This window comes from Dyadobacter fanqingshengii (assembly GCF_023822005.2).
Lineage (GTDB): Bacteria > Bacteroidota > Bacteroidia > Cytophagales > Spirosomataceae > Dyadobacter > Dyadobacter fanqingshengii.
Window position 1 is genome coordinate 4849267 of record NZ_CP098806.1, and the last position, 23412, is coordinate 4872678.

Here is a 23412-nt window from a genome sequence, read left to right on the forward strand (position 1 = left end):
CTTTCTCTAACCCGGAAAGGGTTTTATATTGTCTGAAATTTATTAAATTCGTATCCATTAAAATTTTAATACCCACCAATGAGTAATCGAGTCCAGATCTTCGACACAACTTTGCGAGACGGCGAGCAAGTTCCAGGCAGCCAATTAACGACAGAAGAAAAGGTTGTTGTAGCCAAGCAGCTCGAAAAACTCGGTGTAGACATTATTGAGGCGGGCTTCCCTGTTTCGAGTCCTGGCGACTTTAATTCTGTGGTTGAAATTTCGAAAGCAGTGCGTGAACCGATCATTTGTGCGCTCTCACGTGCTGTGCCCGGCGACATTGATGCGGCCGCTAATGCGTTGCAATATGCGCGCCGCGGACGGATCCATACAGGTATTGGTTCTTCGGATATTCATATTCAGCATAAATTCAACACGACGCGGGAGAAAATCCTTGAAAGAGCCATTACTGCAACGAAATACGCGAAAACCAAAGTTGAGGACGTTGAGTTTTACTGCGAAGACGCAGGACGTGCGGACCTGGTTTTCCTTGCACAATTAGTTGAAGCAGTAATTGGTGCGGGAGCGACCGTTGTGAACATTCCTGATACAACCGGTTATTGCCTTCCCGAAGAATATGGCTCGAAAATCAAATACATTTTCGAGAACGTTTCAAACATTCATAAAGCGATTATTTCAATTCATTGCCATAACGATCTTGGATTGGCAACAGCCAATTCCATTGCCGGCATAAGCCAGGGCGCACGACAGGTTGAGGTTACCATTAATGGAATTGGCGAGCGTGCCGGAAATACGTCCTTGGAGGAGGTTGTGATGGCATTAACTGTGCATAAGGAGCTTGGTTTGGAAACGGGTGTAAATACACAATTCATTTATCCGACGAGTCAGTTGGTGTCGAAAATGATGCGGATGCCGGTTCAGGCGAATAAGGCGATTGTGGGACGTAATGCGTTTGCACACTCGTCAGGAATTCATCAGGATGGTTTCTTAAAACACCAGTTAACTTACGAAATCATGAACCCGCAGGATGTGGGTGTTGATAAATCGGACATCGTGCTTACGGCCCGCAGCGGTAGACATGCTTTGAAGCATCGGTTAGAATTACTTGGATTCAGCTTCGACAAGCCAGCATTGGACGAATTGTACACAAGATTCCTTGAAGTGGCTGATTTGAAGAAGGAAGTGAACGACGCAGATCTTGTTGATTTGGCCCGGACAGCCATCCCAGTGGAATAATTAGAAAATCATTAAAAAGCATAACCCATTGAATCTGAATTTGATGTTTTAAAGAATTATTTGTAACATTACATATTCAATAACATCCATCAGATTGCAAAAAGCCCTCGGTGATTCTGACTAAGGGCTTTTTTCTTGTTACAGGATAATGGTTCGGTTGCCGTGAATAAACACGCGATCATTGAAAACCAGCTTCAAAGCCTTCGACAAAACACCCTTTTCCGTATCCCTTCCCAATGTAGCCATATCGGACGCAGTTTGCCTGTGATCGACAGATTTTACATCCTGCGCAATGATGGGCCCTTCGTCCAGATCGTTGTTTACAAAATGCGCTGTGGCGCCAATAATTTTGACACCGCGCTCGTATGCTTGCCTGTAAGGATTAGCGCCGATGAACGCCGGAAGGAAGGAATGGTGAATGTTAATGATCTTATCCGGAAAGTGATCCACAAAATTGGGCGTAATCACGCGCATATATTTTGCCAGCACAAGATATTCCGGCCTGTAAATGTCCAGGGTTCTCAGAATCGCCTCCTCATGCTCCTCACGCGAGCGGTTCTCGTGCGAAATAAAGTGAAACGGAATGCCAAATTTGCCCACAAGCGGCTGTAACGTGTTGTAATTGCTAATCACTGCGTGGATCGTTGCATCCAGTTCATCGAAAGCATAACGGATCAGCAATTCACCAAGGCAATGATGCTCCTTGGTCACCATAAGCACTATATCCTTCTTCTTTTTAGGGTTAATGCGCAGGTTAAGCCCGGCCGGAAGGTCCGACTTTAAAACTTCCATCAGTTTGTCAATATCCGTCTCACCCTCAAACTCTGTCCGCATAAAGAAATATTTGGATGGACTTACATATTCATCATTGCGTATAATGTTCTGATTATGAGCAAAAAGTATGCGGGTAACCTGATAAATCAAGCCTTTGTGATCAGGCCCGTCCATCAATAAGATATGTCGTTGGATCATTCGTTTTAAACTAAATGGACTTAAAATTAATATTTAACCAGCTATATTTTTTCAAAGGGCGCGGTAACTTATCTCCTTTGACGACTGTTTCCAAGATTGACATCGATATTTACCGCAATGGCAGAAGAACTATTAGTCCCCACAAGCACGGACCGGGCAACGGTTTACAATGCATTATTTCCTCAAATTGAAGCATTGGTTGTAACAGAAAGCGACCTGATCGCAAATCTGGCAAATGTTACTGCGGCATTAAAAGAAGCATTCGGCTTTTTTTGGGTAGGTTTTTATATTGTAAAAGAAGGCCAATTGGTGCTGGGGCCCTTCCAGGGTCCTATTGCCTGCACGCGCATCGCATTTGACAAAGGCGTTTGCGGAGCCAGCTACTCTCAGCAAAAGACATTAATAGTGCCCGACGTTGAAGAATTTCCGGGCCACATTGCCTGCAATTCAGCTTCAAAATCCGAGATTGTAATTCCTGTATTTCATCGCAACGGAACCGTCGCAATGGTGCTGGATGTGGACAGCGACCAGCTGAACGATTTCAGCGAAGTTGATGCCAGAGAACTGGGAAAGATTCTCAGGTTAATAGAGAGAAAATTGTAACAGATAACGCAAAAAAGCCTTGCCATCCGGGAATAGCAAGGCTTTTCATATTTTTAAAATACCTAGTTCAGCGAGAACATAGGCAGCCTCAGCGCAACCACATTGTTGAACATGAGTTTGGATATTTTTGGATCCATGTAATCAATCAGCGGGAACTCCGAAACGAGCGACATTACTTCAAACTCGCTCTCTGCCCTCACCACACACCAAAGTTTGGAATAATCATCAGACAGGGCATAGGACATCAGTCGTCCTTGCTCCATCATTTCATTAATTTTCTTTCTCTGAGCAGGTATTTTCGCTGTAAAATCTTCCGACATGACAGCCGGAAGTTGAATTTCAACCATGTATTGGCTCATTGGTGATAGAAGTTAGGTGTACAGAAATACCTTAGCGTTTACTTCACTGTTATTAAAAGGATATGCGTCAATGATTAGTTCCTGCATGTAATGTAGTAAAGATTCTCAAAAAACCTTTTTTACTTTTTCCAACCATTTCAATGTGCATCGTGTCAAACCTATTACCAAATGCCTTGTTCAGAATTGCGCAATGCGTTAGCCATGAAACAGTATTCAACTATCTTTGGGATAGCGGTGCTGATTTTTTTAAAAATAAACCGAACGAAGCACCCCTAAACTTCGGATGACCTTTAACGAACAGGAATTAGTGCAAGGCTGCAAGCAGCGCAACCGGACTGCCCAAAGACAACTTTATGACGTCTTCGGGGGCAAGCTGTTTGCTATATGCCTGCGTTACACTAAAAACCGGACGGATGCAGAGGATGTTTTGCAAGATGCATTTATTAAAATTTATGAAAATATAGATTCATTCAGGAACGATAGCCCATTAGAGTACTGGCTCCGTTCTGTTGTAGTGAATACGGCTTTGAACCATCTGAGGCAGCAAAAATATTTGAAAGACCTGGATGACATTGATTTACACCATAATGGCATTGCTGATAAGGAAGTAACATTGGGGGATTTTCAGTTGAAACAACTTTTGGAAGTCATACAAGAGTTGCCGCCTGGATGCCAGACCATTTTTAACCTGTATGCCATTGAAGGTTATCAGCACAATGAAATAGCCCAAAAGCTGGGCATATCCGAAGGAACCTCAAAGTCGCAATATGCGCGGGCAAGAGGACTTCTTCAACAAAAATTGAACAAAGAAAAAAGATTTAATGATGGATCCGTCCGAGATAAACAACTTTGAAGATCAGTGGCGTAAGGCTTTGAAAGAAGCCTCCGAAGCTCCTCCTCAATCCGTTTGGGAGGGAATAGAGGCGCGTCTCGATCAGCAGGAAGATAAAGGAATGATATTGCCGCTTTGGTGGCAGTCGACTAAGATATGGTATGCAGCAGCCTCCATTGCCGCGCTGTTGCTGGTAGGCGGTGGGATTTGGTATTCCAATTCAGGAATAAAAGGAAATAGAGTTAATACTGACATTGCTGTTCAACATGAAGCAAAAGAATCCATATCGCCTGAAAATAGCCCATCTGAAAAAGCATCACCAGAAGCGGCAATAAGCGCGGATGCCGGGAAGGAACAAGTGGCATTGGAAGAAAATAAAGCGGAAAGTTCAAAGGATGCAAGTAAGCGGGCAATTGGCGAGGAAAACCAGACATTAGCATTCGAAAAATCTGCGCAAAGCACTTCGGATGCGGCGAGAAACAATGCATTGAGATCAAATAGTAAAGGGTCAGTTTCTGCTGCAAAAAGTGCTGATATAGAAACTGGAAGCTCGGGCAATGTGTCAGCTGAGGACCGGGATGCAGCAGTGGCCAGATCGGAAAAACCTGTAACTGCGCCGGTTGACAACAATGTTAGTCAGGATTATGCTGCTGCGGTTGCCAATGAAAGCAATGTGAATAACGAAGCAGCTGCCGCAACTGAATCCGGCATGGTGCTGGCATTGTTGCCAACAACGCCTTTCAGCGATCTGGACATTCATGTGCAAAAACGTTATGTGTTCTTCCGTCCCGATGTTAAAAAAGAACAACCCGTTGCTCCCGCAAAAAATACCGAATATTATGCTGCGCTAAGCCTTATGCCGGCATCATTTAATCCAAATCTTAAAGTGAAAGAAGCGCCTGTGGGCTTTTCCGGGCAATCATTATCGACAAGAAGGGCCGTTTCAGGAACCAGCGAAGCGGGTGCTTCCTATGCCGTTCAAACGCAAGGTGGAATGAAGCTTTCCAAGCATTGGTCGGTTGAAATGGGTGTGAGTTATCTCAAAGGAAATTCAACTTACGAAGGCGGTGGCTATGTAATGAATGCATTCAGTAATAAGTCTGCAAATGTTTTAGAGAACGCCTATGCTGGCGTAGCACCTGGTTTTGCAGGAATGAACGGAGATAAAGCAGCTGATTTTGTCAATAACGGGGCACTTTATATCGATGTGGCCAAAACGGTCAGCAACAATTATCAATATCTGCAACTGCCCGTGCAAGCCGGATTTACAATTTATCCTGAGAAAAAATTCAATGCTTCCATCTTGGGTGGAATGATGGCCAATTTCTTTCTCAGCAATGAGTTGGAGTCGGCATCAGGTGAAATTATCACCACCAAAGCCAGCGACGAAATATACAGAAGCATGAACTGGGCCGCGACCACAGGCTTGCGGTTTAATTACAGGCTCTCTACACGCTGGAATGCAAATCTGACGGGATCTTACCAGAAGTCGGTAACGTCCGGTTTCAGGTCTAACCAAAGCCTGGATTCCCGGCCTTACTTGTACGGCATTTCATGGGGAATGCGCTATTCTTTTTGAAATAATACGAAGCAGGTTCCAACCATTTTTTGATTTTGTGAATCTAGCATAATGTAGATTCCAGAAAATCTATTAGCCATGAATAAGATCCTTAAATCATTATTAATCCCAGGAGTCGTTGCCGGCGCAATTTTCGGCTGCACTAACGACAACCCAGGCCCGGACAATGCGCCGAATCCGGTTAACCCGGTTGAGATTCCAGCCCGCATTTCAGAAGGCACGAATGATTTTTCATTTAATTTCCTGCACACATTACAGCAAACGCAGGCTCCGGATGGAAATCTGTTTGTATCGCCGCTGAGCCTGCATATGGCACTAGGCATGCTGCTTAATGGCGCCGAGCAGGAAACCGCAGATGAAATTCTTAAAGCCCTTGAAATGGAAGGCGTTTCACTCTCGGATCTCAACAATGCTTACAAAACATTGATCAACGACCTGCCCGTTGCTGATGCGAAAGTAAATCTGGGTCTTGCCAATTCCCTTTGGTATAAAAGTGATTTTGAGGTGAAGCCTGATTTTCAATCTGTTTTGAAGAATTCATTTAACGCCGAAGCGACAGGCCTCCCCTTTAATAATGCTGCAAAAGACAAGATTAATCAATGGGCAAGCGATAAAACGAATGGTAAGATTAAACAAGTCATCAAAGAGATCACACCTGATCACGTGATGTTTCTGCTCAATGCATTGTATTTCAAAGGCGACTGGAAATATCAGTTTGACGCGAAAAATACAAGAGATGAGACATTTAAGCTGGAAAATGGAAGTGGAAAGCCTGTGAAAATGATGTATGCCAAATCCAGCTTCAAAAATTTCAGCGCAGCCGGTTACGACATGGTGCAGCTTCCCTACGCGAATGGGCAGTTTAACATGACATTGCTCGTTCCAAAAGGAGAAAATACGGTGAATAAAATGCTTACTGACTTCAACTCCGGTGACTGGGAGCGGTTTCGTACCGGAACATCAGAGTCAAACATAGAAGTAGGCTTGCCCAGATTTACATTGGAATATTCGGCTCAGCTGAAACAAACTTTGGAAAAAATGGGCATTCAAAAAGCATTCACTTCCGCAGCAGAACTCGGCAAGATCCATGCAACCGCTGATCTGTTTGTGGATTTTGTAAAACAGGACACCTTTTTGGGTATTGATGAAAAAGGAACAGAAGCTGCCGCAGTTACTTCCATTGGCATTGGTGTCACATCGGTTGGCCCGAATCAAAAAATCGTCTGCAACCGACCATTCGCATTAATTATTAGTGAAAATACATCCAATACAATACTTTTTATGGGTAGGATCAACAACCCGGAAAGCAAATAGCATAATCTGTTAGCCATAAGATATTAAAGATAAAAAATGCCGGTAGTCCTGGCATTTTCGGGGTGCGTTATCGTCCGGAGGCCTTGCTTTCGGACGATTTTGTTTTGCGTTACAACCAATTACAAAATAGCGGTGTCATGCATTAAACCGAGTATAAATGTGATTTTTACTATCCTCTAAACCTAACTGCCATGAAACCCAGACTTCTCCATTTATTTATTCTCCTGGTCGCCGTAACGTTCTGGTCATGCAACGATCAATGCAAGGAAACACGTGTTACAAGGCGCTTCACCAATGTTACGCGCTCAGTGTTGGAGCTGCGGACGATGCTGAAAACTGAATCACCGAGATCACTCGAACGTCCTGGCAAAATGTACATTAAGGGTGATTATCTGTTTGTGAATGAGGTAAAAGAGGGTATTCACATTATCAATAATAAAGACAAGTCGCACCCCGAATTTATTACCTTCATCCGCATTCCCGGAAACGGCGATATGGCTGTTCGTGATAACATTTTGTATGCCGACAGCTTCACGGATCTCGTCGCCATCGACATTAGCGATCCGAAGAATCCCAAGGAAATAGAGCGGATTAAGAATGTTTTCAAAAACGGCAACTTTGATGGCGGCATCTGGACGTTTAACGAAACCACGGGCGCCATTAGCGACCAGAATGTGGATTTTGTGACCGAAACAGTGACTGTAAATTGCGAGGATGGTATAAACCCGAGTTCCTGGTGGGAACGAGGCTGGCTGGCCGACAGGGCTTTCGCGACGGCGATGTCTTCCGCCTCATCCGCATCAGCGCCTGGTTCGGGTGGAAGCAACGGACAGGCGGGGTCCATGGCACGTTTTGCGCTACATCAAAATTTTCTTTACACGGTTACCCAAACCAGCCTGCATCTGTTTAATGTCGCAACGCCTTCAAAACCAAAGGATTTTGCGACTGTGAATTTTGGATGGGGCATAGAGACCATTTTCCCTTATGAGAACAAGCTTTTCATAGGTTCTGCCACAGGCATGTTTATTTTTGACAACAGCAATCCTGCAGATCCCAAACAACTTTCCATGTTTCAGCATGGACGGGCCTGTGACCCGGTTGTGGTGCAGGATAACATTGCTTATGTGACCATCAGGAGCGGAACTGCTTGTCCTGGAACACAAAACCAACTCGATCTTGTGGATGTGAGCGATCCTTCCGCGCCGCAGCTCATCAAAAGCTATCAAATGGAAAGTCCGCACGGATTAAGCATTGATTCCCCCACATTATATCTCTGCGAAGGAGCGCACGGGCTCAAAGTTTTTGATGTAAAAGACAAATTCAAAATTGACAAAAACTTGCTCGCACACTTCAAGGATATGGACGCCTATGATGTGATTTCGTTGGGAAAAACACTGCTTTTGATCGGGAAAGACGGATTCTATCAATACGATTCCAGCAATCCGAAGGACCTGCGCCTGCTTGGTAAAATTCCAGTTGGCAAGGCGATTTAGGCTCAGTTAACCTTCAAAATTCACCCCGATGAAAGCAGCAATTTTAATCATTATAGGCTGTTGGTTTATGGCTGACGGCTTGCGGGCGCAAAACCACGTCCCGCTCAAATATACAAACCATACGGAGTTTGGCGGACTGTTTGGCAGGGTAAAATACCAATTTCCCGGCAGCCCGGGCGACGAGATCATGGAAAACCGGCTGAATGTTACCTTACAGACATTCAATGGCGTAATGCTCAGCAACCGTCTCTCCGCCGGTGTGACAGTAGGCGTTGATTGGTACAAAACGGCGCTGCTAGCGCCAATTTCGGGCGGAATAAGATATGACCTGACCAAGAAAGGCGGTGTCAGATTGTTTACAACGGCAGATGTAGGATACGGTTTTGCATGGTTTCAGGATGATATAGAAGGTTACCGGACAAAGGGCGGGTTGATGTTAAATCCCGGGATAGGCCTCAGAATGGGTAAAGCGGGCGGCGCGGCTGTTACATTCACGGTAAGTTACAAGAGACAGGAAGCGCACATTGACAAGTTTCCACTCTGGGATCAGTTGGAGCGTTCGGAAGATAGGGTTTATAACCGGCTTGCTTTAAGGTTAGGAATTAGTTTTTAAAGCCATGAAGAAGATCATTTCTCTCATTTCATTCACATTGCTATTCGGATTAACGGCATTTCAATGTTCTGACTCGGATGCAGAAGGTGAACAACGGCTCTGCTGCGCAATGCCGCCATGCAGCGACGTAGCCTCGCTCAGCGGCACATGGCGGCTAGTTGCTTACCAGAACAACATAAGTGGGATCATGGACAATGATCCTGATACAAAGGGCAGAGGGGTTGTATTCACATTTACAGATTCCGGTAAAGAAGGTAAAATCACAGGGCACACCTTTGCCAATGACATTGAGGGTGCTTATACTATCTCATCAGCATGCGGATTGATAATCGACACATTTGGTGGAACGAAAGTAGGTGAACCGGGATGGAGTGGCAAAGCCTGGCTTGTGTCAGGAGCCACAGGAAGTTATACGCGGAATGGCAATCAGCTGATTCTGAGTTTTCAGAACGGCGAATATCGTATGATCTTCAAGAAACAGTAGCCTTATTTTTCTTGCCGAAAGCCTCTATTTCTTTAAGAAACATGGCTTCTCCGCGGTGATACCAGGAGCGGAATTTTTGGGACTGGTCCATGTGTTTTGGCAAATAATCAAGCATTATCGACAGGTCAAAAGTTTTGGATGTAACCCCTGCACCCGAAATCACGCCATCCATCGCATTGCACTCCTGCTCAAAATGATTGGGAACCGGCACCATCATCACCGGTTTGCCCAGATACATGGCCTCGCAAACCGATTCGAAACCGGCCGTTGTAACCAGCGCCTTGCAGCTGGCGAGCATTTGCAGGTATTTTTTACTGTTAATGCGATGAAAAGTTAATGTTTCATCAAAGACGAACTCGTCAGAAACCTCCGCATTATCCCAAAAGCAATGCAACCTGACCTCAGGATGCGCCAGATGCCATTCAATAATTTGCTTGCTAAGGCTGTGGTGTGTCATATACACCAGAAAAAAATCTTCGCTAACAGCCTGCATATTAACAACTTCGCGGCGCAACAAAGGTGGAACAACCGTTATTTTAAGGTCGTTTCTCGACTCAATCTCCCGAAATGACAACGCAAGACGTTTTGCAGAAAGCCACGAAGTAAGTTTTGAATTGAAGTTGATAATAAGCTGGTTAATGCTGCTGTTTTTTGGAAAAATAAATCTTGGATGCAGCAAAAGATACTGGTGGGCAATGCAAATCATCGGAATTTTTGAGCGATACAGCACATTGTATAACCCGCTGAAAGTCTCGTAGAAACTGATGATCAAATCCGGCTTGATTTCTTCGATGTTGTTGTTAATCAGGCGCAATCCAGCCAGATATTCAGCATGATTTTTGAACAGATTATAAACGGTTGCCTTCAAGTCAATTCCGGCAACCTGACTGTTATACACAATGTTTGGCGCCGAAAAATGAAAAACCGGGGCTGCAACCTGCTCTTCAAAAAATGCCGGAATAACGCGTCCAGGCGAAACGCCTACCATTGCCGCCGCAACTTCATGACCGGCTTTCCGCAAAATCTGGCTCATTGAAATGGCCTGAGTAAGGTGCCCGCGTCCTTCTCCCTGGACCAGAAAGAGAATTTTCATAGGAATCTCTGGTTTTTCCCCGGGAGCAAGCTTGAAAATGCAACCTGCTTTTGAATGCTGCCGGGAAAGTCTTCAATGATCGTTTTTGGAGCCGCTTTTTTCGAAAACCCTTTTTCCTGAACCGTGTGCTGGTCGTAATAAAGCAAGCTCCAGTTTCCTTCGAAGTCTTCAACCAATGCGCTCAGTGTTTCCACCCAGTCGCCGGAATTCATGTACATAATCCCGTCTATTTCCCGGATCGCCGGATGGTGAATGTGCCCGCAGATCACACCATCGCAATTCCTCGACCGGGCCAGTTCTGTAAGCTTTTCTTCGAAATCGGTCATATAGTTGACAGCCATTTTTACGGACTGCTTAATGCGCTGCGAAAGCGAATAATACGACAATCCGCGCCATGCCCGATATCTGTTGTACAGCTTATTAACCCACAAAAGGAAAGTGTAGCCCATATCGCCGAGGTAAGCGAGCCATTTCAAATGGGTTGTAATGGAGTCAAAAACGTCGCCGTGTGTAATGTAATATCGTTGAGAACCTGAGGTGAGAATGTAGTCTTTTCGAATCTGAAAGTGCTTTCCAAGCCTTAGGGGAATGATTTGATCCAGAAAATCATCGTGATTGCCGCGAATGTAGATCACTTTGGTCTTATTTTCCTCGATCATCTTTAAAACCCGCTTGAAAAACATGGTATGCTTCCTTTTCCAGACCCCATATTTTTTCAACTGCCAGGCGTCAATGATGTCGCCGTTCAGGATGAGTTTTTTGCAGGAATAGCTTTTCAAAAAATTAGTAACCTCTTCTGCCTTCGAACCACCTGCTCCCAGGTGTAAGTCAGAAATGATGATTGTTCGAAAGTGAGTTGTATCTCCCATATTACAAATATTCTTATTTAACATTACCTGGATGTTACTGGCAGGTTATCAGATGGTTAAGAATATAAGAGAAAACACTTGGAATGCGCTTGTAGAAGTATTTGGGCGTTATTTGCGGTTACATAATGCGTTAAAAAGAATACTTTTTTTATATTTGTTTGAACATTTTTATACACCATGATGCGACTTTTCCTTCTATTATGCTTTTGCAGCGCGTCTGTTTTTGGACAAAAAATTCATTTGCCCCATGAAGTTGAGAAAGCCGCTGAGCCAACGGGGGGATTGGCATTTTTGAGCCAGTTTATAGCATCCAATGTGCAAATTCCTTTTATGAGCGCGATTAAAGGAGTCAATGGCCGTGTTTATATAAAAGGCATTGTAGAGCCGGATGGAAGCCTGTCACAACTCGAAATTTCAAGAGGCCTGGATTCGCTGACCAATAAGGAAGCGCTTCGGATCATGGGTCTTTACAAAGCATGGCAACCTGCAACATTGAAAGGAGAGAAAGTAAGGCAGTCTATGATTTATCCCATTGCCTTCAAAGCGCCTCCAACTCCCGGTTTCGATTCGACAAAATTTGCATTGGTTAACTATTTTGACAGCCAGTACAGAGGCGTTTCAGACCCTAAAAAGTATGAATACAGGAGCATTCTGCCCCTTGATAAAGAGGGTTACATCAAGGCAGATGTGGTTTATGAGCAGTTGAGAGGAGGAAAGTGGAAAGAAATTTCAAGGATTCCATTCCAGAAGAAGGAAGTTTGGTACAAAACCGACGTTCACAGAATTGGCGTTGATTCGATCAGGGCCTATGAGGTTTCTGCCAGAGATCTGAACGGAGCGAGTCATTCCACGGAAGCTGTGTTGCAAGCAAATGGAAACAGGCTTTCCTACACCGAATATGGAGCAAATAACAAAGCTTCTATGATCAAAAAATACGATCAGAAGGGAATGGTGAGGGATCTGCTGGTCACATCGGACAGCGCAACATTGCATATGTCGTGGTTTGATAATGGCCAGGTCAGGACTGTAACTGAGGTTCCTGCGCCAAAAGCCACTGAATATCGGGAAAGGTTGTTTGTGAATGCCTGGAACCGGGAGGGAAAGCAGATCGTGAAGGAAGGCGAAGGTTACTGGAAGTCTACCAGTGAAGCGGATGGAGCAAAATTACTTGTGGAAGAAGGGCCGGTTACAGCAGCGAAGAAAGACGGGAAGTGGGTAGGGAAATTGGCAGACAGCACATTGTATTACGAAGAAATCTATGAAAAGGGAATATTGAAACAGGGAGTTGTTTTTGAAGATGGGCAAAAGCGGACTTATGACCAGGCGATTATCCAACCTCAGTTTAAAGGCGGGCTGAACCGGTTCTACAAATTTTTGGGCGAGAATATTAAATATCCCATGGATGCACTGAGCAGGGGCGTTAAGGGTAGGGTTATGCTTTCCTTCGTAGTTTGTGAAGACGGCAGTTTGTGCGATTATAAGGTGGAGAACGGTTTAGGCTTCGGGCTTGATGACGAAGCCTTGCGTGTTGTGAAGAAAATGAGCGGTATGTGGGAACCCGGCGCGATGCGCGGAAAACTCGTTCGTGTCAAGTACAATCTCCCTATCAACTTTCAGTTCTGATTACTTTCTTCCAGCCACTTATCCAATTCCAAAGCCGGTCAAAAGCTTTGGAATTTTTTTATACCAAAAAATAGTAAAATATGATCCTGATTTGATAATATTGTGATATCACTTTACTATCATAATATGACCATGAATGAGAAAGAATTACGATCGTCCTCAGGCTATGCGCTCTTTGGACTTGGCCTGCTTTTAATGTTTGGTGGCGTTGGATTGGTTGCCGCTGGCAGCGCGCTTGGAGGCGGCCTTGTCTTCGGCATAGGGTTTATTATTCTGATTGGCCTGACAGTCATTAATCCAAATGAAGCTGTTGTGACCACATTTTTTGGCGATTATATGGGCACTATGAAGCAAAGTGGTTTGCGCTGGGTTAACCCGTTGTTTCGCCGCAAAAAAATAAGCCTGCGTGCCAGAAACCTCAATGGCCAGAAATTAAAAGTCAATGATAAGCTGGGTAACCCCATTGAAATCGCCGCGGTTGTAGTTTGGCGCGTTGGAGATACGGCAAAGGCATCATTTGAAGTGGACGATTATGTAAAATATGTTGAAATCCAGTCCGAAGCAGCGGTAAGGCACCTGGCCGGCGTATATGCTTACGACACTATGGAAGATGAAGATCTGCAAATTCAGGAAGTGACATTAAGGGATGGAAGCGGCAAAATCAACGAAATGCTGGAAGCCGAACTCACCGAACGTTTGAGCCGCGCTGGCATCGACGTGCTGGAATCGCGCATTAGTCACCTCGCTTATGCGCCTGAAATTGCCGGAGCCATGTTACAACGGCAGCAGGCCTCGGCAGTGGTGGCGGCGCGTCGTCAGATCGTGAATGGAGCGGTAGGAATGGTGGATATGGCATTGGCCATGCTTTCCGAAAAAGGAATTGTACAGCTGGATGAAGAGCGGAAAGCGGCTATGGTAAGCAATTTGCTTGTCGTACTTTGCGGTGAAAAAGCGGCGACCCCAATCCTGAACGCGGGCACTTTGTATCCATAATATGGCAGAAAAAAAAGCATTTGTTTTACGCGTAAATCCTGATATGCTTAAAGAACTCGAAGCTTGGGCACAGCAGGATTTCCGCAGTTTGAACGGGCAGATTGAATTTTTGCTGAGCGAAGCGCTGAAAAAACAAAAGCGTTCCAAGCAAAAAGGCAACAGGCCTGAGGAGCCGGATTAAGGCGGCGAATGGTATTTTTGCTAATCTATATTCTAAAAATGCCTAACTTAGTTGTCTTACTATCTAATATTTTTAAAGTTCTTATGAAGCACTTTGTCACAACTTTAATCTTAACATTTCTTTCATCTCAACTTTTTTCCCAAATCCCTGATACGTTTCAATGGCTTCCGGAAGGAGCAGGATACCGCGACGTGAGCGAACAAGGGATTGTAGAAACAGCGTTGCCTTCGCGGCAGGAAAAAGTGATCGTTTCTCAGGATTTGCTCAAAAATGCCGACGGCTCCCCGATGGAAATCAGGAGTTATACAATGAGTCAAACAGGCGACAAAGTTTTGATATACACCAATTCAAAACGTGTTTGGCGCTATCAAACCCGTGGAGACTATTGGGTTTTTGATATTGCCGGTAAAACATTGAAACAGCTCGGAAAAGGATTGCCGGCGTCTTCATTAATGTTTGCCAAATTCTCTCCTGATGGAAAAAAGGCCGCTTACGTCAGCAAGCATAATGTGTATGCAGAAGACATTCAAACCGCTGAAATAAAGCAACTTACCACGGACGGAACGGACCGCGTCATTAACGGCACATTCGATTGGGCCTATGAAGAGGAGTTCGATTGCCGCGATGGGTTCCGGTGGAGCGGGGACAGTAAATCCATTGCTTACTGGCAGCTGGACGCGCGCAAGATCCGTAACTTCCTGATGATTAATACAACGGATTCTATTTATTCATTTAATGTTCCCGTGGAATATCCAAAAGTGGGTGAAACGCCATCTCCGTATAAAATCGGGGTAGTAGATATTGCAAGCGCACAAACCAAATGGATGAACATTCCGGGTGATCCGCAAAACACTTATGTGCCCAGAATGGAATGGTCGGGCATGCCTAACGAGCTGGTTATCCAGCAGTTGAACCGGAAGCAAAACGAAAGCACGCTTTTATACATTAACACAACCGACGGTAGCGCAAAACCATTTTATACAGAAAAAGATGCCGCGTGGATCGATATCAAAAGCCGTTGGGAAAATGACCCGATGGGCTGGGACTGGATCAATAATGGCAAAGAATTTCTTTGGGTGAGCGAAAAAGACGGCTGGCGCCACACTTACCGCGTAAGCCGAGACGGTAAAAAGGAAACATTGGTGACCATCGGGAATTTCGATATGATCAATCCGGTGCGCATTGACGAGAAAAATAATGCTTACTATTTCACCGCGTCGCCGGACAATGCCACGCAGGCCTATTTGTATAAAATTGCGTTGGACGGAAAGGGGAAAGCGGAGCGCATAACGCCTGTAAATCAATCGGGAACGCACAATTATGAGATTTCTCCGGGTGGGAAATTTGCGAGACACCAGTTTTCCAATGCCAAAACGGCCCCGATGCAGGAGTGGATATCCTTGCCAAAACACGTTTCGATTGACCCGGCCAATTCAATTGCACAATCCGCCGACAAGATCAATGCGGCGAAGCTAAACATTGAATTTTTCAAGGTCAAAACGGATGAAGGTGTCGAAATTGATGCGTGGATGGTAAAGCCAACGAATTTTGATCCTGCCAAAAAATACCCGATCGTGTTCATGGTTTACGGCGAACCGGCGGGAAGCACCGTGAAAGACACTTACGGAACGGGCCGAAACCGTCTGTACGCTGGAAGCATGGCCGATGACGGTTACATTTACGCTTCGGTTGACAACCGCGGGACGCCGTCGCCGAAAGGGGCTGCGTGGCGTAAGGCGATCTATAAAAACATTGGTACAATTAACATTAAGGATATCGACGGCGCTGCAACGGCCATGTTCAAGCAATATGCGTTCATTGACACCAGTCGCGTCGCCGTGCATGGATGGAGTGGCGGCGGTTCGTCTACATTGAATTTATTGTTTCAATATCCGCAGCACTTCAAAACCGGCATTGCAGTGGCTGCTGTGGCCAATCAGCTTACTTACGACAACATTTATCAGGAGCGGTATATGGGCGTTCCGCAAGAGAACCGCGAGGATTTTGTAAAAGGCTCGCCGATTACGCATGCTAAAAACCTTCGGGGCAATTTGCTTTACATTCACGGAACAGGCGATGACAACGTGCACTATCAAAATGCTGAAATGCTTGTCAATGAGCTCATTAAAAATGATAAAGTATTCCAATTCATGCCTTATCCCAATCGCTCGCACGGAATTTCAGAGGGTGAAGGAACATCGAAGCATTTAAGAAGCTTATTCACCGATTATCTTAAAAAGAATTGCCCTCCGGGAGCAAAATAAATCGAGCCAGATGAAACACTTTTTTTGCTTGGTAACAGCGCTGACAATGTTAGTTGGCGCTGTCAATGCACAATTGAGCGAAGGAACCAAAGTAGGCGTAGCAACAGGAAAAGGCCTTAACACAGACAGATCGGGGGTCTTCTGGTCGTCTCCCACCGAATCATCCAATGTGGTCGGCGACTTCTACATCGACTCATTGTGGCAAGAAGGCTCCGTGAAGCTTAATGCACCAGTTACCCAGTTCGGCGGCCTTGAATCGGATAGTCTCGCAGGCATTACCATTCGCTACAACGTCTTGAACGATGAGTTAGAGGTTCTTGCCAAGAAGAATGACATTCGGGTAATTAAAGCGAGTTATTTAAAAAGCTTCGAGACCAGAAACAACGGAAACCCGCAGCGCTTTGCGAGCATCAAGTCCCTCATTCCCAACACCGAGCTCAAAGGCATTTGCGAAGTGCTCAGTTCCGGGAAACTTACATTAATCAAGCACTACAAACCTAAAATCACAAAACCCAATTACAACCCAAGCTTCGGAACAGGCCAGAAAAACACGATCATGCGGCAGGACAGCGATTACTATGTTATCACGAACGGTAAGTCGGAGAAGATTAATGCCAGTAAAAAGGGGGTTTTGGCTGTGATGGGGGATAAAGGGAAGGAAGTGGAGGCTTATCTAAAAGAACAAAAGGTCGCCTTGAAGAGCGACCTTGATTTGAAAGGAGTTTTTGATTTTTACAATAAGAACTAGATTGTCCTCCGACAGGCTACTTCCCATACAACTTCTTCCCAGCCGCTTCATACTTATCACCCACACTCCACTGCGGGGCAACTTTCCGATCGGCGATCAAGCGCGTAGCATATGTGTATGCCTGGCTGAATTTGAGCAGATAGTTGAAATCAATCGTCTCCGGATTGTCGGAAACCTGGTGGTAATTTTTCATGATATCACCATTAAATTCTTTAAAACCAGGCGTGAATGTCGGGGCAGGAATTCCTTCTTTGGCAAAATTCACATTATCTGATCTGTCGAACAAGCCTTGTTCAGGAGAAGGATCTGCAAAAACGCCGAAACCGAATGCTTTACAAGCCATTTCAATTTCTGCTCTTGCACCTGTTCTTTCCAAACCCATTACCGAAACAATGGTCGTATCATTATACCCAGCGCCATCGGAATTCATGTTGAAAATGCATTTATTCAAAGGCAGCAACGGATGCGCCGCATAATATTTGCTTCCCAGCAAGCCAACTTCCTCGCCCGTCAGAGCAACAATCAGCACGGAACGTTTCGGTGGGTTTTTGGACAATGCTTCAGCGGCAGTCAGCAACGCAACTGTTCCAAATGCATTGTCGCGGGCGCCATTAAAAATGCTGTCCTCAGCCGTGAACGGTTGCCCACCTTGCTTACCCACGCCAACATGATCATAATGTGCGCTTAACAGCACATATTCTTCTTTCAATTTCGGATCACTTCCCGGAATGTAGCCAACTACATTATAGCTGCCAACGATCTGGGAATTTCTTCCTGCCGTTTTAAATTCAACTTCTTTTACTGCTCGCAATGCACGGGCATACTTAGCTTCTTTACCATTCACCCAAGCGTGGGGAATGGATTTGGTTGCAGCCCCCTCAGTCTCCGCCAATCCTAATTTCTCGCCACCAAAAGATTTGGTCACTATATTCCAGGGAATGGGCGCATTGAATAGTTCAATGATCGCAACAGCGCCTTTGTCCATTGCGATTTTACGCTTCTCATTTGATGTATTAATGATTTCCCGCGGAGTTTGTGTTTCCGCAGTGCCGCTTTCTACCAGCACAATTTTGCCTTTAACGTCCAGGCCTTTGTAGTCATCTTGATTTTTAGCCGCGTTCTCTAAACCAAAACTAGCGTAAACGATCGGCGCTTTAATGTTCATTGCCTCACCATTCATCAGGATCCAGTCTTCCCCGCTTTTCATGATCTCTGCGTCCGCAATAATCTCTCCGCTGCCATTAGTGCCCATTTTCTCAAAAGGAACACTTTGAAAATAAGTTGAGTTGTTAGCACCATTTCCAGGAACCGGAACCACACCCAACTTCCGGAACTGCTCCGCAATGTATCGCGCCGCAACCAAATTTCCCTGCTCCCCAGTCCGCCTGCCCAACAACTCATCCGCCGCCAAAAACCGCATATGCGCCTCAGTATCAGATTTTTTTATTTGAAATTCAGGCAGGGAGTTGTTTTTCTTTTGGGAGAAGGCTGTTTGATTCAAAAAAGGCAAACAGCAAAAAATTAGGAGGATGTTTCTATTAAATCTCATGGCGGAATTATGCGCTATAATTTTGAAAAACTGGACTTACAATATGATTATGTCTAAAGGACTCACTTTCTGAATGCGGCGAAAATCGGACTTGTTATAGGTGTAAAACACATCACAATTCAGGCTTTCTGCAACTGCCGCGTGAAGGCAATCATTAATATGTTTGAAACCGATTGTCTCAGATAATTGCAAAGCCCTCGAAAGATGTGCCTTATGAACACTGGTAATGTTGAGAGAAAGCAGATAGTCAAGCTCATACTTGATTAAATCGCTTTTAAGCTCAAATCTTGCCAGCCCATAACCGACCTCCTGAATGACTAGTGTGGAAATAACGAACTGATCCTGAGCAATGGCTTCAAGGATCAGTTGATTTGCCTGTTCGTGTTTTACAGGATCTTGAATTACAATATAATTGAAGATCACATCAGAGTCAAAATATTGCATTGACTACAGATTGATATCATGGATCACATCATTAAAATCCCTTTGGTCTGAAATCACTTCGGAAGGATGGTTTTTTCTGTGATCCAAAAATCTTTTCACCGCTGCACGCTTTGAATCTGCACTGCTGGCTTCCACATCTTCAACAATTATTTTCACGTCTTTTTTACCAAAAAGGGACTTGATGGATGTCAAAAATTTGGCATCAAGCTTGGATGCGTTAATTTGAATGGTGTGTTGCATAGCTGTATTTCTTGTTCTAACAAATATAGCTTTTTCTTCAACAATTAGAAATTCACTTGATTAGGCGCCATTCAAAATCACCGCGGCATCTTTTGCAAAATACGTCAGGATGCATTTAGCGCCGGCTCGGCGGATGCTGGTGAGGACTTCCATCATGGCGCGGTCGCCATCGAGCCAGCCGTTTGCTGCGGCTGCTTTGATCATGGCATATTCGCCCGAGACATTATAGGCTGCGATGGGAATGTCGAAATTTTCATCCAAAAGTCGAATAATGTCGAGATAAGATAAAGCAGGTTTAACCATCAGCATATCAGCGCCTTCTTCGAAGTCCAGCTGCGCTTCGAGCAATGCTTCGCGCTTGTTGGCCGGATTCATCTGATATGTTTTTTTGTCCCCAAATTTTGGAGCGGATTCCAAGGCATCGCGGAAAGGACCGTAGAATGCACTGGCATATTTTGCCGAGTAAGACATAATGCTCACCTCGCTAAATCCATGACTATCAAGGTGTTTACGGATGTATCCAACGCGCCCGTCCATCATATCGCTTGGTCCCAGAATGTCTGCACCGGCTTTTGCCTGTGCCAGTGACATATTGCCGAGAATTTCCAGGGTGGCATCGTTCAATATCTTACCATTTTCAACAAGTCCGTCGTGACCGTCTGAACTATATGGGTCCATCGCAACGTCCGTCATAATCACCAGTTCTGGAAATTTCTCTTTTACGGCAGTTATCGCTTTGAAATAAAATGTATTTTCATGATAACTTTCAGAGGCAAAACGGTCTTTTTTGCTTTCGGGATAATTGGGAAAAAGATCAATGGCGCGGATGCCTAGATCTGTCACTTCTTTCAGTTCTTCCAGCAGATTATCCAGCGAAAAACGATGGATTCCAGGCATCGATTTCACCTCAATTTTGAGGTTTGTACCTTCCTGAACAAACATTGGATAAATAAAATCGGAAACCTGAAGCGTTGTTTCCTGAACCAAATCCCTGATTCCGGCAGATTTTCTATTGCGTCGTGGACGACGGGCTAAATTGATCATGATTGGCTTGCGGCGATCAGCGGTGGCTGTCGGCTTTTTTACTGTTTTACTAAGGGAAGAACCATCGGGAAAAAGTTAGAGTTTCCCGGCAAAAACGTTTTTTTAAATTTCTTGACCGAAAACCCAAGGCGAGCGTTATCCAACCATCAGTTTAAAACCCTCCCCGTGCAGATTCATGATCTGGATAGAAGTGTCTTCACGCAAATATTTCCGCAATTTGGTAATGTAAACATCCATACTACGCGCATTGAAATAAGAATCATCGCCCCAAATGGTTTTCAATGCGAAACTCCGACTGATCGGCTGGTTCAGGTTTTGGCAGAAAAGTTTAAGCAATTCGGATTCTTTGCTCGTTAACCTCACCGATTTATCATTCGCAGAAAGTTGCTGGTGGCTGTAATCAAACGAATATTGACCTACCTGATATATTTTCGCTTCTTCCTGATTATCAGGCGTTTTCTTGTAGCGGCGGAGAATGGCTTCAATGCGCAGGAGGAGCTCTTCACGGTCAAAAGGCTTGGTAACATAGTCATCCGCACCGACCAGAAAGCCCTGCATGGTGTCCTCTTTCATCGATTTGGCAGTCAGAAAGATGATCGGCACATCGCGGCCGCTCATGCGCACTTCCTTAGCCAGTGAAAATCCGTCTTTTTTCGGCATCATGACGTCGAAAATGCAGAGGTCGTATGTTTTGTCAACAAATGATTGCCAGCCCTTTTGCCCATCAGTAGCTAAATCGGTAGGGAAGCCTTTATCTATCAGATATTCCTGAAGCAAGGATCCCAGGTTGGCATCGTCCTCGACGAGTAAAAGATTCGGCATGGGAAAGGATAATTAAATTATGTTTGCAAGATAATTATGATAAACCTTCTTAACTCATAAAAAATGTTAAAATTCCTATTTTGGATCCTTGGAATTATCGCGATTCTGGGCATTATCTACGCGGTCGGACCGAAAGTTCCGGAAGCAAAACCCACGCCGGTTTTGCCTAATGTTACATCCGACTTGACTGCTTTGGAAAAGGAAGTTAACAGCACAGAAAAAGCCACTCCCGATCTCAAACCTGACAACGAAGCGCGCATTATATGGGCTGATTCATCCAAAAAGGAGAAAACAACATATAGCATTGTCTACATTCACGGCTTCGGAGCGAGTTGGGCAGAAGGCGATCCGATCCATAAAGATCTGGCAAAAAAATATGGCGCTAACCTTTACTTGGCGCGTATGCACGATGCCGGTATTGCGGATACGAATGCACTACAAGACCTGACGCCTGAAAATTTTCTGGAAGGCGCTAAGCGTGCATTGGCCATTGGTAAGGTGCTGGGAGACAGCGTAATTGTTATTGGAACTTCTGCGGGCGGCTTGCTAACCACTTATCTGGCAGCAACGCATCCTGAAATCAAAGGCGTTGTGCTTTATTCGCCTTGCATCGAAGTTAAAAACGGAACATTGAAACTTATTACACGTCCATGGGGCAAGCAGATTTTGCACAAAGCCATTGGCGAATACAGCAAGTCGCGGGACACTATTCCCGAGCGCGCGCAATTTTGGTTACAGGGTTATCATACCAACGGCCTGATCACATTGCAGCAAATGATGGACGCGATTTCGCGGCCGGAAGTTTTTGAAAAAATCAAGATGCCCATTTTTGTGGGTTATTATTATAAAAATGAAGAAGAGCAGGATCAGGTTGTTTCTGTAAAAGCGATTGAAAAAATGTTTCCGGAGCTGGGCACGCCAGACGATCAGAAAGTTTTGAAAGCATTTCCTGAAAGCGGTGACCACGTGATTGCTTCCCGGTTGCGTTCCAAAGATGTAAATGGTGTGTTTGAGGCCACAGACTTGTTTTTTCAGCAAAAGCTGCACCTTAAACCAGTAGAAAATAGCGTTTTGCAGCCTTGAATTCATGGCTTTGAGAAAGTGGATCGGGCAGAGGATCTGGTTTAAATAGTCAAAAATGCTTTACTTTGCCGCCTTAAACGGACTATCCTAATTAATCAATTATAAAAGGAAAACATGGCTTACGGTTTATTAAAAGGAAAAAGAGGAATTATTTCAGGCGCATTGGACGAAAATTCGATTGCCTGGAAAGTAGCACTGAAAGCGAAAGAGGAAGGAGCCACATTTACATTAACAAACGCACCAATTGCCATGCGTATGGGCGCTATTAATGATCTGGCCAAGCAATGCGACGCACAGATTATTCCCGCCGATGCCACTTCTGTCGAGGATATCGAAAACCTTTTTACACAATCCGTGGAAATCCTGGGCGGAAAAATTGATTTCGTCCTGCATTCAATTGGGATGTCGGTTAATGTTCGTAAGGGCAAATCTTACGGCGACCTGAATTACGAATGGTTTCAAAAAGGCATTGACATTTCGGCCATATCGCTGCACAAGTTTTTACAGGTAGGCGAGAAGCTGGATGCGATCAATGAATGGGGATCCGTTGTCGCATTATCCTACATTGCAGCACAGCGCACGTATTCTTTTTACAGCGATATGGCAGAAGCGAAAGCCATGTTGGAAAGCATTGCGCGCAGCTATGGTTACCGTTACGGAAAAGCTAAAAATGTGCGTGTTAACACCATTTCCCAATCTCCGACCAAAACAAAAGCAGGCTCAGGGATTGAAGGATTTGACGCATTTTACGAATTTGCCGAGAAAATGAGCCCCTTAGGCAACGCAACAGCGGACGATTGCGCCAATTACGCCATCACATTGTTTTCCGATCTGACGCGCTTTGTTACCATGCAAAATCTCTATCACGACGGCGGATATTCTTCAACCGGGATTTCCGAAGAACTGGTTACAATGATCCAGGATCAGCACAAATAGAACTTACTGGAATAAAATTTGGAAACCCTTCAAAGCAT

Annotated in this window: 24 protein-coding genes; 15 read left to right on the forward strand and 9 right to left on the reverse strand. The window is 44.8% G+C overall.

Annotated features, from left to right (window positions below):
- Positions 1–78 precede the first annotated feature (78 nt).
- On the forward strand, positions 79–1236 hold the full coding sequence (locus tag NFI81_RS20260) for a 2-isopropylmalate synthase (protein ID WP_234615296.1): 1158 nt from the start codon (positions 79–81) through the stop codon (positions 1234–1236).
- Positions 1237–1374: 138 nt separating this feature from the next.
- On the opposite strand, the gene purU is transcribed toward NFI81_RS20260, so the two are convergent.
- Positions 1375–2184, reverse strand: coding sequence for a formyltetrahydrofolate deformylase (purU, locus tag NFI81_RS20265; protein ID WP_234615371.1), 810 nt, complete (start codon positions 2182–2184; stop codon positions 1375–1377).
- Positions 2185–2325: 141 nt separating this feature from the next.
- Between purU and msrC the strand changes: the two genes are divergently transcribed.
- Entirely contained in the window at positions 2326–2811 is a 486-nt protein-coding gene (gene msrC / locus NFI81_RS20270; protein ID WP_234615295.1) for a free L-methionine (R)-S-oxide reductase MsrC, read from the forward strand.
- A 62-nt stretch (positions 2812–2873) separates the two neighbouring features.
- On the opposite strand, the gene NFI81_RS20275 is transcribed toward msrC, so the two are convergent.
- Positions 2874–3170, reverse strand: coding sequence for a muconolactone Delta-isomerase family protein (locus tag NFI81_RS20275; protein ID WP_233853903.1), 297 nt, complete (start codon positions 3168–3170; stop codon positions 2874–2876).
- 283 nt (positions 3171–3453) lie between these two features.
- On the opposite strand from NFI81_RS20275, the gene NFI81_RS20280 reads away from it, so the two are divergent.
- The 6 genes from NFI81_RS20280 to NFI81_RS20305 all read left to right on the forward strand — a co-directional run bounded on the left by NFI81_RS20280 (position 3454) and on the right by NFI81_RS20305 (position 9485).
- A complete protein-coding gene (locus NFI81_RS20280) occupies positions 3454–4023 on the forward strand; it encodes an RNA polymerase sigma factor (protein WP_082216802.1) in 570 nt (189 codons plus the stop codon).
- Positions 3992–5581, forward strand: coding sequence for an outer membrane beta-barrel protein (locus tag NFI81_RS20285; protein ID WP_234615294.1), 1590 nt, complete (start codon positions 3992–3994; stop codon positions 5579–5581). The genes NFI81_RS20280 and NFI81_RS20285 overlap by 32 nt, the downstream gene beginning before the upstream one ends.
- A gap of 78 nt (positions 5582–5659) precedes the next feature.
- Positions 5660–6895 (forward strand): serpin family protein, encoded by a 1236-nt coding sequence (locus NFI81_RS20290; RefSeq protein ID WP_234615293.1) that lies wholly within the window; start codon positions 5660–5662, stop codon positions 6893–6895.
- Positions 6896–7086: 191 nt separating this feature from the next.
- Positions 7087–8388, forward strand: a complete 1302-nt coding sequence (locus tag NFI81_RS20295; protein WP_234615292.1) for an LVIVD repeat-containing protein — start codon at positions 7087–7089, stop codon at positions 8386–8388.
- Positions 8389–8416: 28 nt separating this feature from the next.
- On the forward strand, positions 8417–9001 hold the full coding sequence (locus NFI81_RS20300) for a hypothetical protein (RefSeq protein WP_234615291.1): 585 nt from the start codon (positions 8417–8419) through the stop codon (positions 8999–9001).
- 4 nt (positions 9002–9005) lie between these two features.
- Entirely contained in the window at positions 9006–9485 is a 480-nt protein-coding gene (locus NFI81_RS20305) for an META domain-containing protein (protein ID WP_234615290.1), read from the forward strand.
- On the opposite strand, the gene NFI81_RS20310 is transcribed toward NFI81_RS20305, so the two are convergent.
- Together NFI81_RS20310 and NFI81_RS20315 are read right to left on the reverse strand one after the other, a co-directional pair.
- Entirely contained in the window at positions 9472–10578 is a 1107-nt protein-coding gene (locus NFI81_RS20310; RefSeq protein ID WP_234615289.1) for a glycosyltransferase family protein, read from the reverse strand. The two genes, NFI81_RS20305 and NFI81_RS20310, sit on opposite strands and share 14 nt — an antisense overlap.
- Entirely contained in the window at positions 10575–11447 is an 873-nt protein-coding gene (locus tag NFI81_RS20315) for a UDP-2,3-diacylglucosamine diphosphatase (protein ID WP_234615288.1), read from the reverse strand. Before NFI81_RS20315 ends, NFI81_RS20310 begins: the two co-directional genes overlap by 4 nt.
- 177 nt (positions 11448–11624) lie before the next feature.
- Between NFI81_RS20315 and NFI81_RS20320 the strand changes: the two genes are divergently transcribed.
- From NFI81_RS20320 to NFI81_RS20340, 5 genes are all read left to right on the forward strand, one after another.
- Positions 11625–13070 (forward strand): energy transducer TonB, encoded by a 1446-nt coding sequence (locus tag NFI81_RS20320; RefSeq protein ID WP_234615287.1) that lies wholly within the window; start codon positions 11625–11627, stop codon positions 13068–13070.
- Between the two features lie 132 nt (positions 13071–13202).
- Positions 13203–14063, forward strand: a complete 861-nt coding sequence (locus NFI81_RS20325) for an SPFH domain-containing protein (protein ID WP_234615286.1) — start codon at positions 13203–13205, stop codon at positions 14061–14063.
- 1 nt (position 14064) lies between these two features.
- Positions 14065–14244 carry a type II toxin-antitoxin system antitoxin gene (locus NFI81_RS20330; RefSeq protein ID WP_234615285.1) on the forward strand — a complete coding sequence of 60 codons (180 nt, stop codon included), beginning with the start codon at positions 14065–14067 and terminating at the stop codon, positions 14242–14244.
- Positions 14245–14327: 83 nt separating this feature from the next.
- Entirely contained in the window at positions 14328–16508 is a 2181-nt protein-coding gene (locus tag NFI81_RS20335; RefSeq protein ID WP_234615284.1) for a S9 family peptidase, read from the forward strand.
- A gap of 10 nt (positions 16509–16518) precedes the next feature.
- A complete protein-coding gene (locus NFI81_RS20340) occupies positions 16519–17256 on the forward strand; it encodes a hypothetical protein (protein ID WP_234615283.1) in 738 nt (245 codons plus the stop codon).
- 16 nt (positions 17257–17272) lie between these two features.
- On the opposite strand, the gene NFI81_RS20345 is transcribed toward NFI81_RS20340, so the two are convergent.
- The 5 genes from NFI81_RS20345 to NFI81_RS20365 form a co-directional block, all read right to left on the reverse strand.
- On the reverse strand, positions 17273–18676 hold the full coding sequence (locus NFI81_RS20345; protein WP_234615282.1) for a M20/M25/M40 family metallo-hydrolase: 1404 nt from the start codon (positions 18674–18676) through the stop codon (positions 17273–17275).
- Positions 18677–18841: 165 nt separating this feature from the next.
- Complete coding sequence (locus NFI81_RS20350) at positions 18842–19249, reverse strand: type II toxin-antitoxin system VapC family toxin (RefSeq protein ID WP_234615281.1); 408 nt, start codon at positions 19247–19249, stop codon at positions 18842–18844.
- A 3-nt stretch (positions 19250–19252) separates the two neighbouring features.
- Complete coding sequence (locus NFI81_RS20355; protein ID WP_234615280.1) at positions 19253–19489, reverse strand: hypothetical protein; 237 nt, start codon at positions 19487–19489, stop codon at positions 19253–19255.
- A gap of 60 nt (positions 19490–19549) precedes the next feature.
- Positions 19550–20533, reverse strand: a complete 984-nt coding sequence (hemB, locus tag NFI81_RS20360; protein ID WP_234615279.1) for a porphobilinogen synthase — start codon at positions 20531–20533, stop codon at positions 19550–19552.
- A 135-nt stretch (positions 20534–20668) separates the two neighbouring features.
- Positions 20669–21355, reverse strand: a complete 687-nt coding sequence (locus NFI81_RS20365; RefSeq protein WP_234615278.1) for a response regulator transcription factor — start codon at positions 21353–21355, stop codon at positions 20669–20671.
- A 63-nt stretch (positions 21356–21418) separates the two neighbouring features.
- On the opposite strand from NFI81_RS20365, the gene NFI81_RS20370 reads away from it, so the two are divergent.
- Together NFI81_RS20370 and NFI81_RS20375 are read left to right on the forward strand one after the other, a co-directional pair.
- Complete coding sequence (locus NFI81_RS20370; RefSeq protein ID WP_234615277.1) at positions 21419–22438, forward strand: alpha/beta hydrolase; 1020 nt, start codon at positions 21419–21421, stop codon at positions 22436–22438.
- A 114-nt stretch (positions 22439–22552) separates the two neighbouring features.
- Positions 22553–23374: an enoyl-ACP reductase FabI gene (locus tag NFI81_RS20375; protein WP_234615276.1), complete on the forward strand. Its 822-nt coding sequence runs from the start codon at positions 22553–22555 to the stop codon at positions 23372–23374.
- The last annotated feature ends 38 nt before the right edge of the window (positions 23375–23412 follow it).

Bases quoted from the DNA above. Each gene is read 5' to 3' on its own strand.
- msrC (WP_234615295.1), top strand. From the start codon at position 2,326: ATGGCAGAAGAACTATTAGTCCCCACAAGCACGGACCGGGCAACGGTT.
- NFI81_RS20260 (WP_234615296.1), top strand. From the start codon at position 79: ATGAGTAATCGAGTCCAGATCTTCGACACAACTTTGCGAGACGGCGAG.
- NFI81_RS20295 (WP_234615292.1), top strand. From the start codon at position 7,087: ATGAAACCCAGACTTCTCCATTTATTTATTCTCCTGGTCGCCGTAACG.
- NFI81_RS20280 (WP_082216802.1), top strand. From the start codon at position 3,454: ATGACCTTTAACGAACAGGAATTAGTGCAAGGCTGCAAGCAGCGCAAC.
- NFI81_RS20355 (WP_234615280.1), bottom strand. From the start codon at position 19,489: ATGCAACACACCATTCAAATTAACGCATCCAAGCTTGATGCCAAATTT.
- NFI81_RS20340 (WP_234615283.1), top strand. From the start codon at position 16,519: ATGAAACACTTTTTTTGCTTGGTAACAGCGCTGACAATGTTAGTTGGC.
- NFI81_RS20275 (WP_233853903.1), bottom strand. From the start codon at position 3,170: ATGAGCCAATACATGGTTGAAATTCAACTTCCGGCTGTCATGTCGGAA.
- NFI81_RS20365 (WP_234615278.1), bottom strand. From the start codon at position 21,355: ATGCCGAATCTTTTACTCGTCGAGGACGATGCCAACCTGGGATCCTTG.
- hemB (WP_234615279.1), bottom strand. From the start codon at position 20,533: ATGATCAATTTAGCCCGTCGTCCACGACGCAATAGAAAATCTGCCGGA.
- NFI81_RS20320 (WP_234615287.1), top strand. From the start codon at position 11,625: ATGATGCGACTTTTCCTTCTATTATGCTTTTGCAGCGCGTCTGTTTTT.
- NFI81_RS20290 (WP_234615293.1), top strand. From the start codon at position 5,660: ATGAATAAGATCCTTAAATCATTATTAATCCCAGGAGTCGTTGCCGGC.
- NFI81_RS20300 (WP_234615291.1), top strand. From the start codon at position 8,417: ATGAAAGCAGCAATTTTAATCATTATAGGCTGTTGGTTTATGGCTGAC.
- NFI81_RS20335 (WP_234615284.1), top strand. From the start codon at position 14,328: ATGAAGCACTTTGTCACAACTTTAATCTTAACATTTCTTTCATCTCAA.
- NFI81_RS20370 (WP_234615277.1), top strand. From the start codon at position 21,419: ATGTTAAAATTCCTATTTTGGATCCTTGGAATTATCGCGATTCTGGGC.
- NFI81_RS20330 (WP_234615285.1), top strand. From the start codon at position 14,065: ATGGCAGAAAAAAAAGCATTTGTTTTACGCGTAAATCCTGATATGCTT.
- NFI81_RS20345 (WP_234615282.1), bottom strand. From the start codon at position 18,676: ATGCGGTTTTTGGCGGCGGATGAGTTGTTGGGCAGGCGGACTGGGGAG.
- NFI81_RS20285 (WP_234615294.1), top strand. From the start codon at position 3,992: ATGATGGATCCGTCCGAGATAAACAACTTTGAAGATCAGTGGCGTAAG.
- NFI81_RS20325 (WP_234615286.1), top strand. From the start codon at position 13,203: ATGAATGAGAAAGAATTACGATCGTCCTCAGGCTATGCGCTCTTTGGA.
- NFI81_RS20350 (WP_234615281.1), bottom strand. From the start codon at position 19,249: ATGCAATATTTTGACTCTGATGTGATCTTCAATTATATTGTAATTCAA.
- purU (WP_234615371.1), bottom strand. From the start codon at position 2,184: ATGGACGGGCCTGATCACAAAGGCTTGATTTATCAGGTTACCCGCATA.
- NFI81_RS20310 (WP_234615289.1), bottom strand. From the start codon at position 10,578: ATGAAAATTCTCTTTCTGGTCCAGGGAGAAGGACGCGGGCACCTTACT.
- NFI81_RS20305 (WP_234615290.1), top strand. From the start codon at position 9,006: ATGAAGAAGATCATTTCTCTCATTTCATTCACATTGCTATTCGGATTA.
- NFI81_RS20315 (WP_234615288.1), bottom strand. From the start codon at position 11,447: ATGGGAGATACAACTCACTTTCGAACAATCATCATTTCTGACTTACAC.
- NFI81_RS20375 (WP_234615276.1), top strand. From the start codon at position 22,553: ATGGCTTACGGTTTATTAAAAGGAAAAAGAGGAATTATTTCAGGCGCA.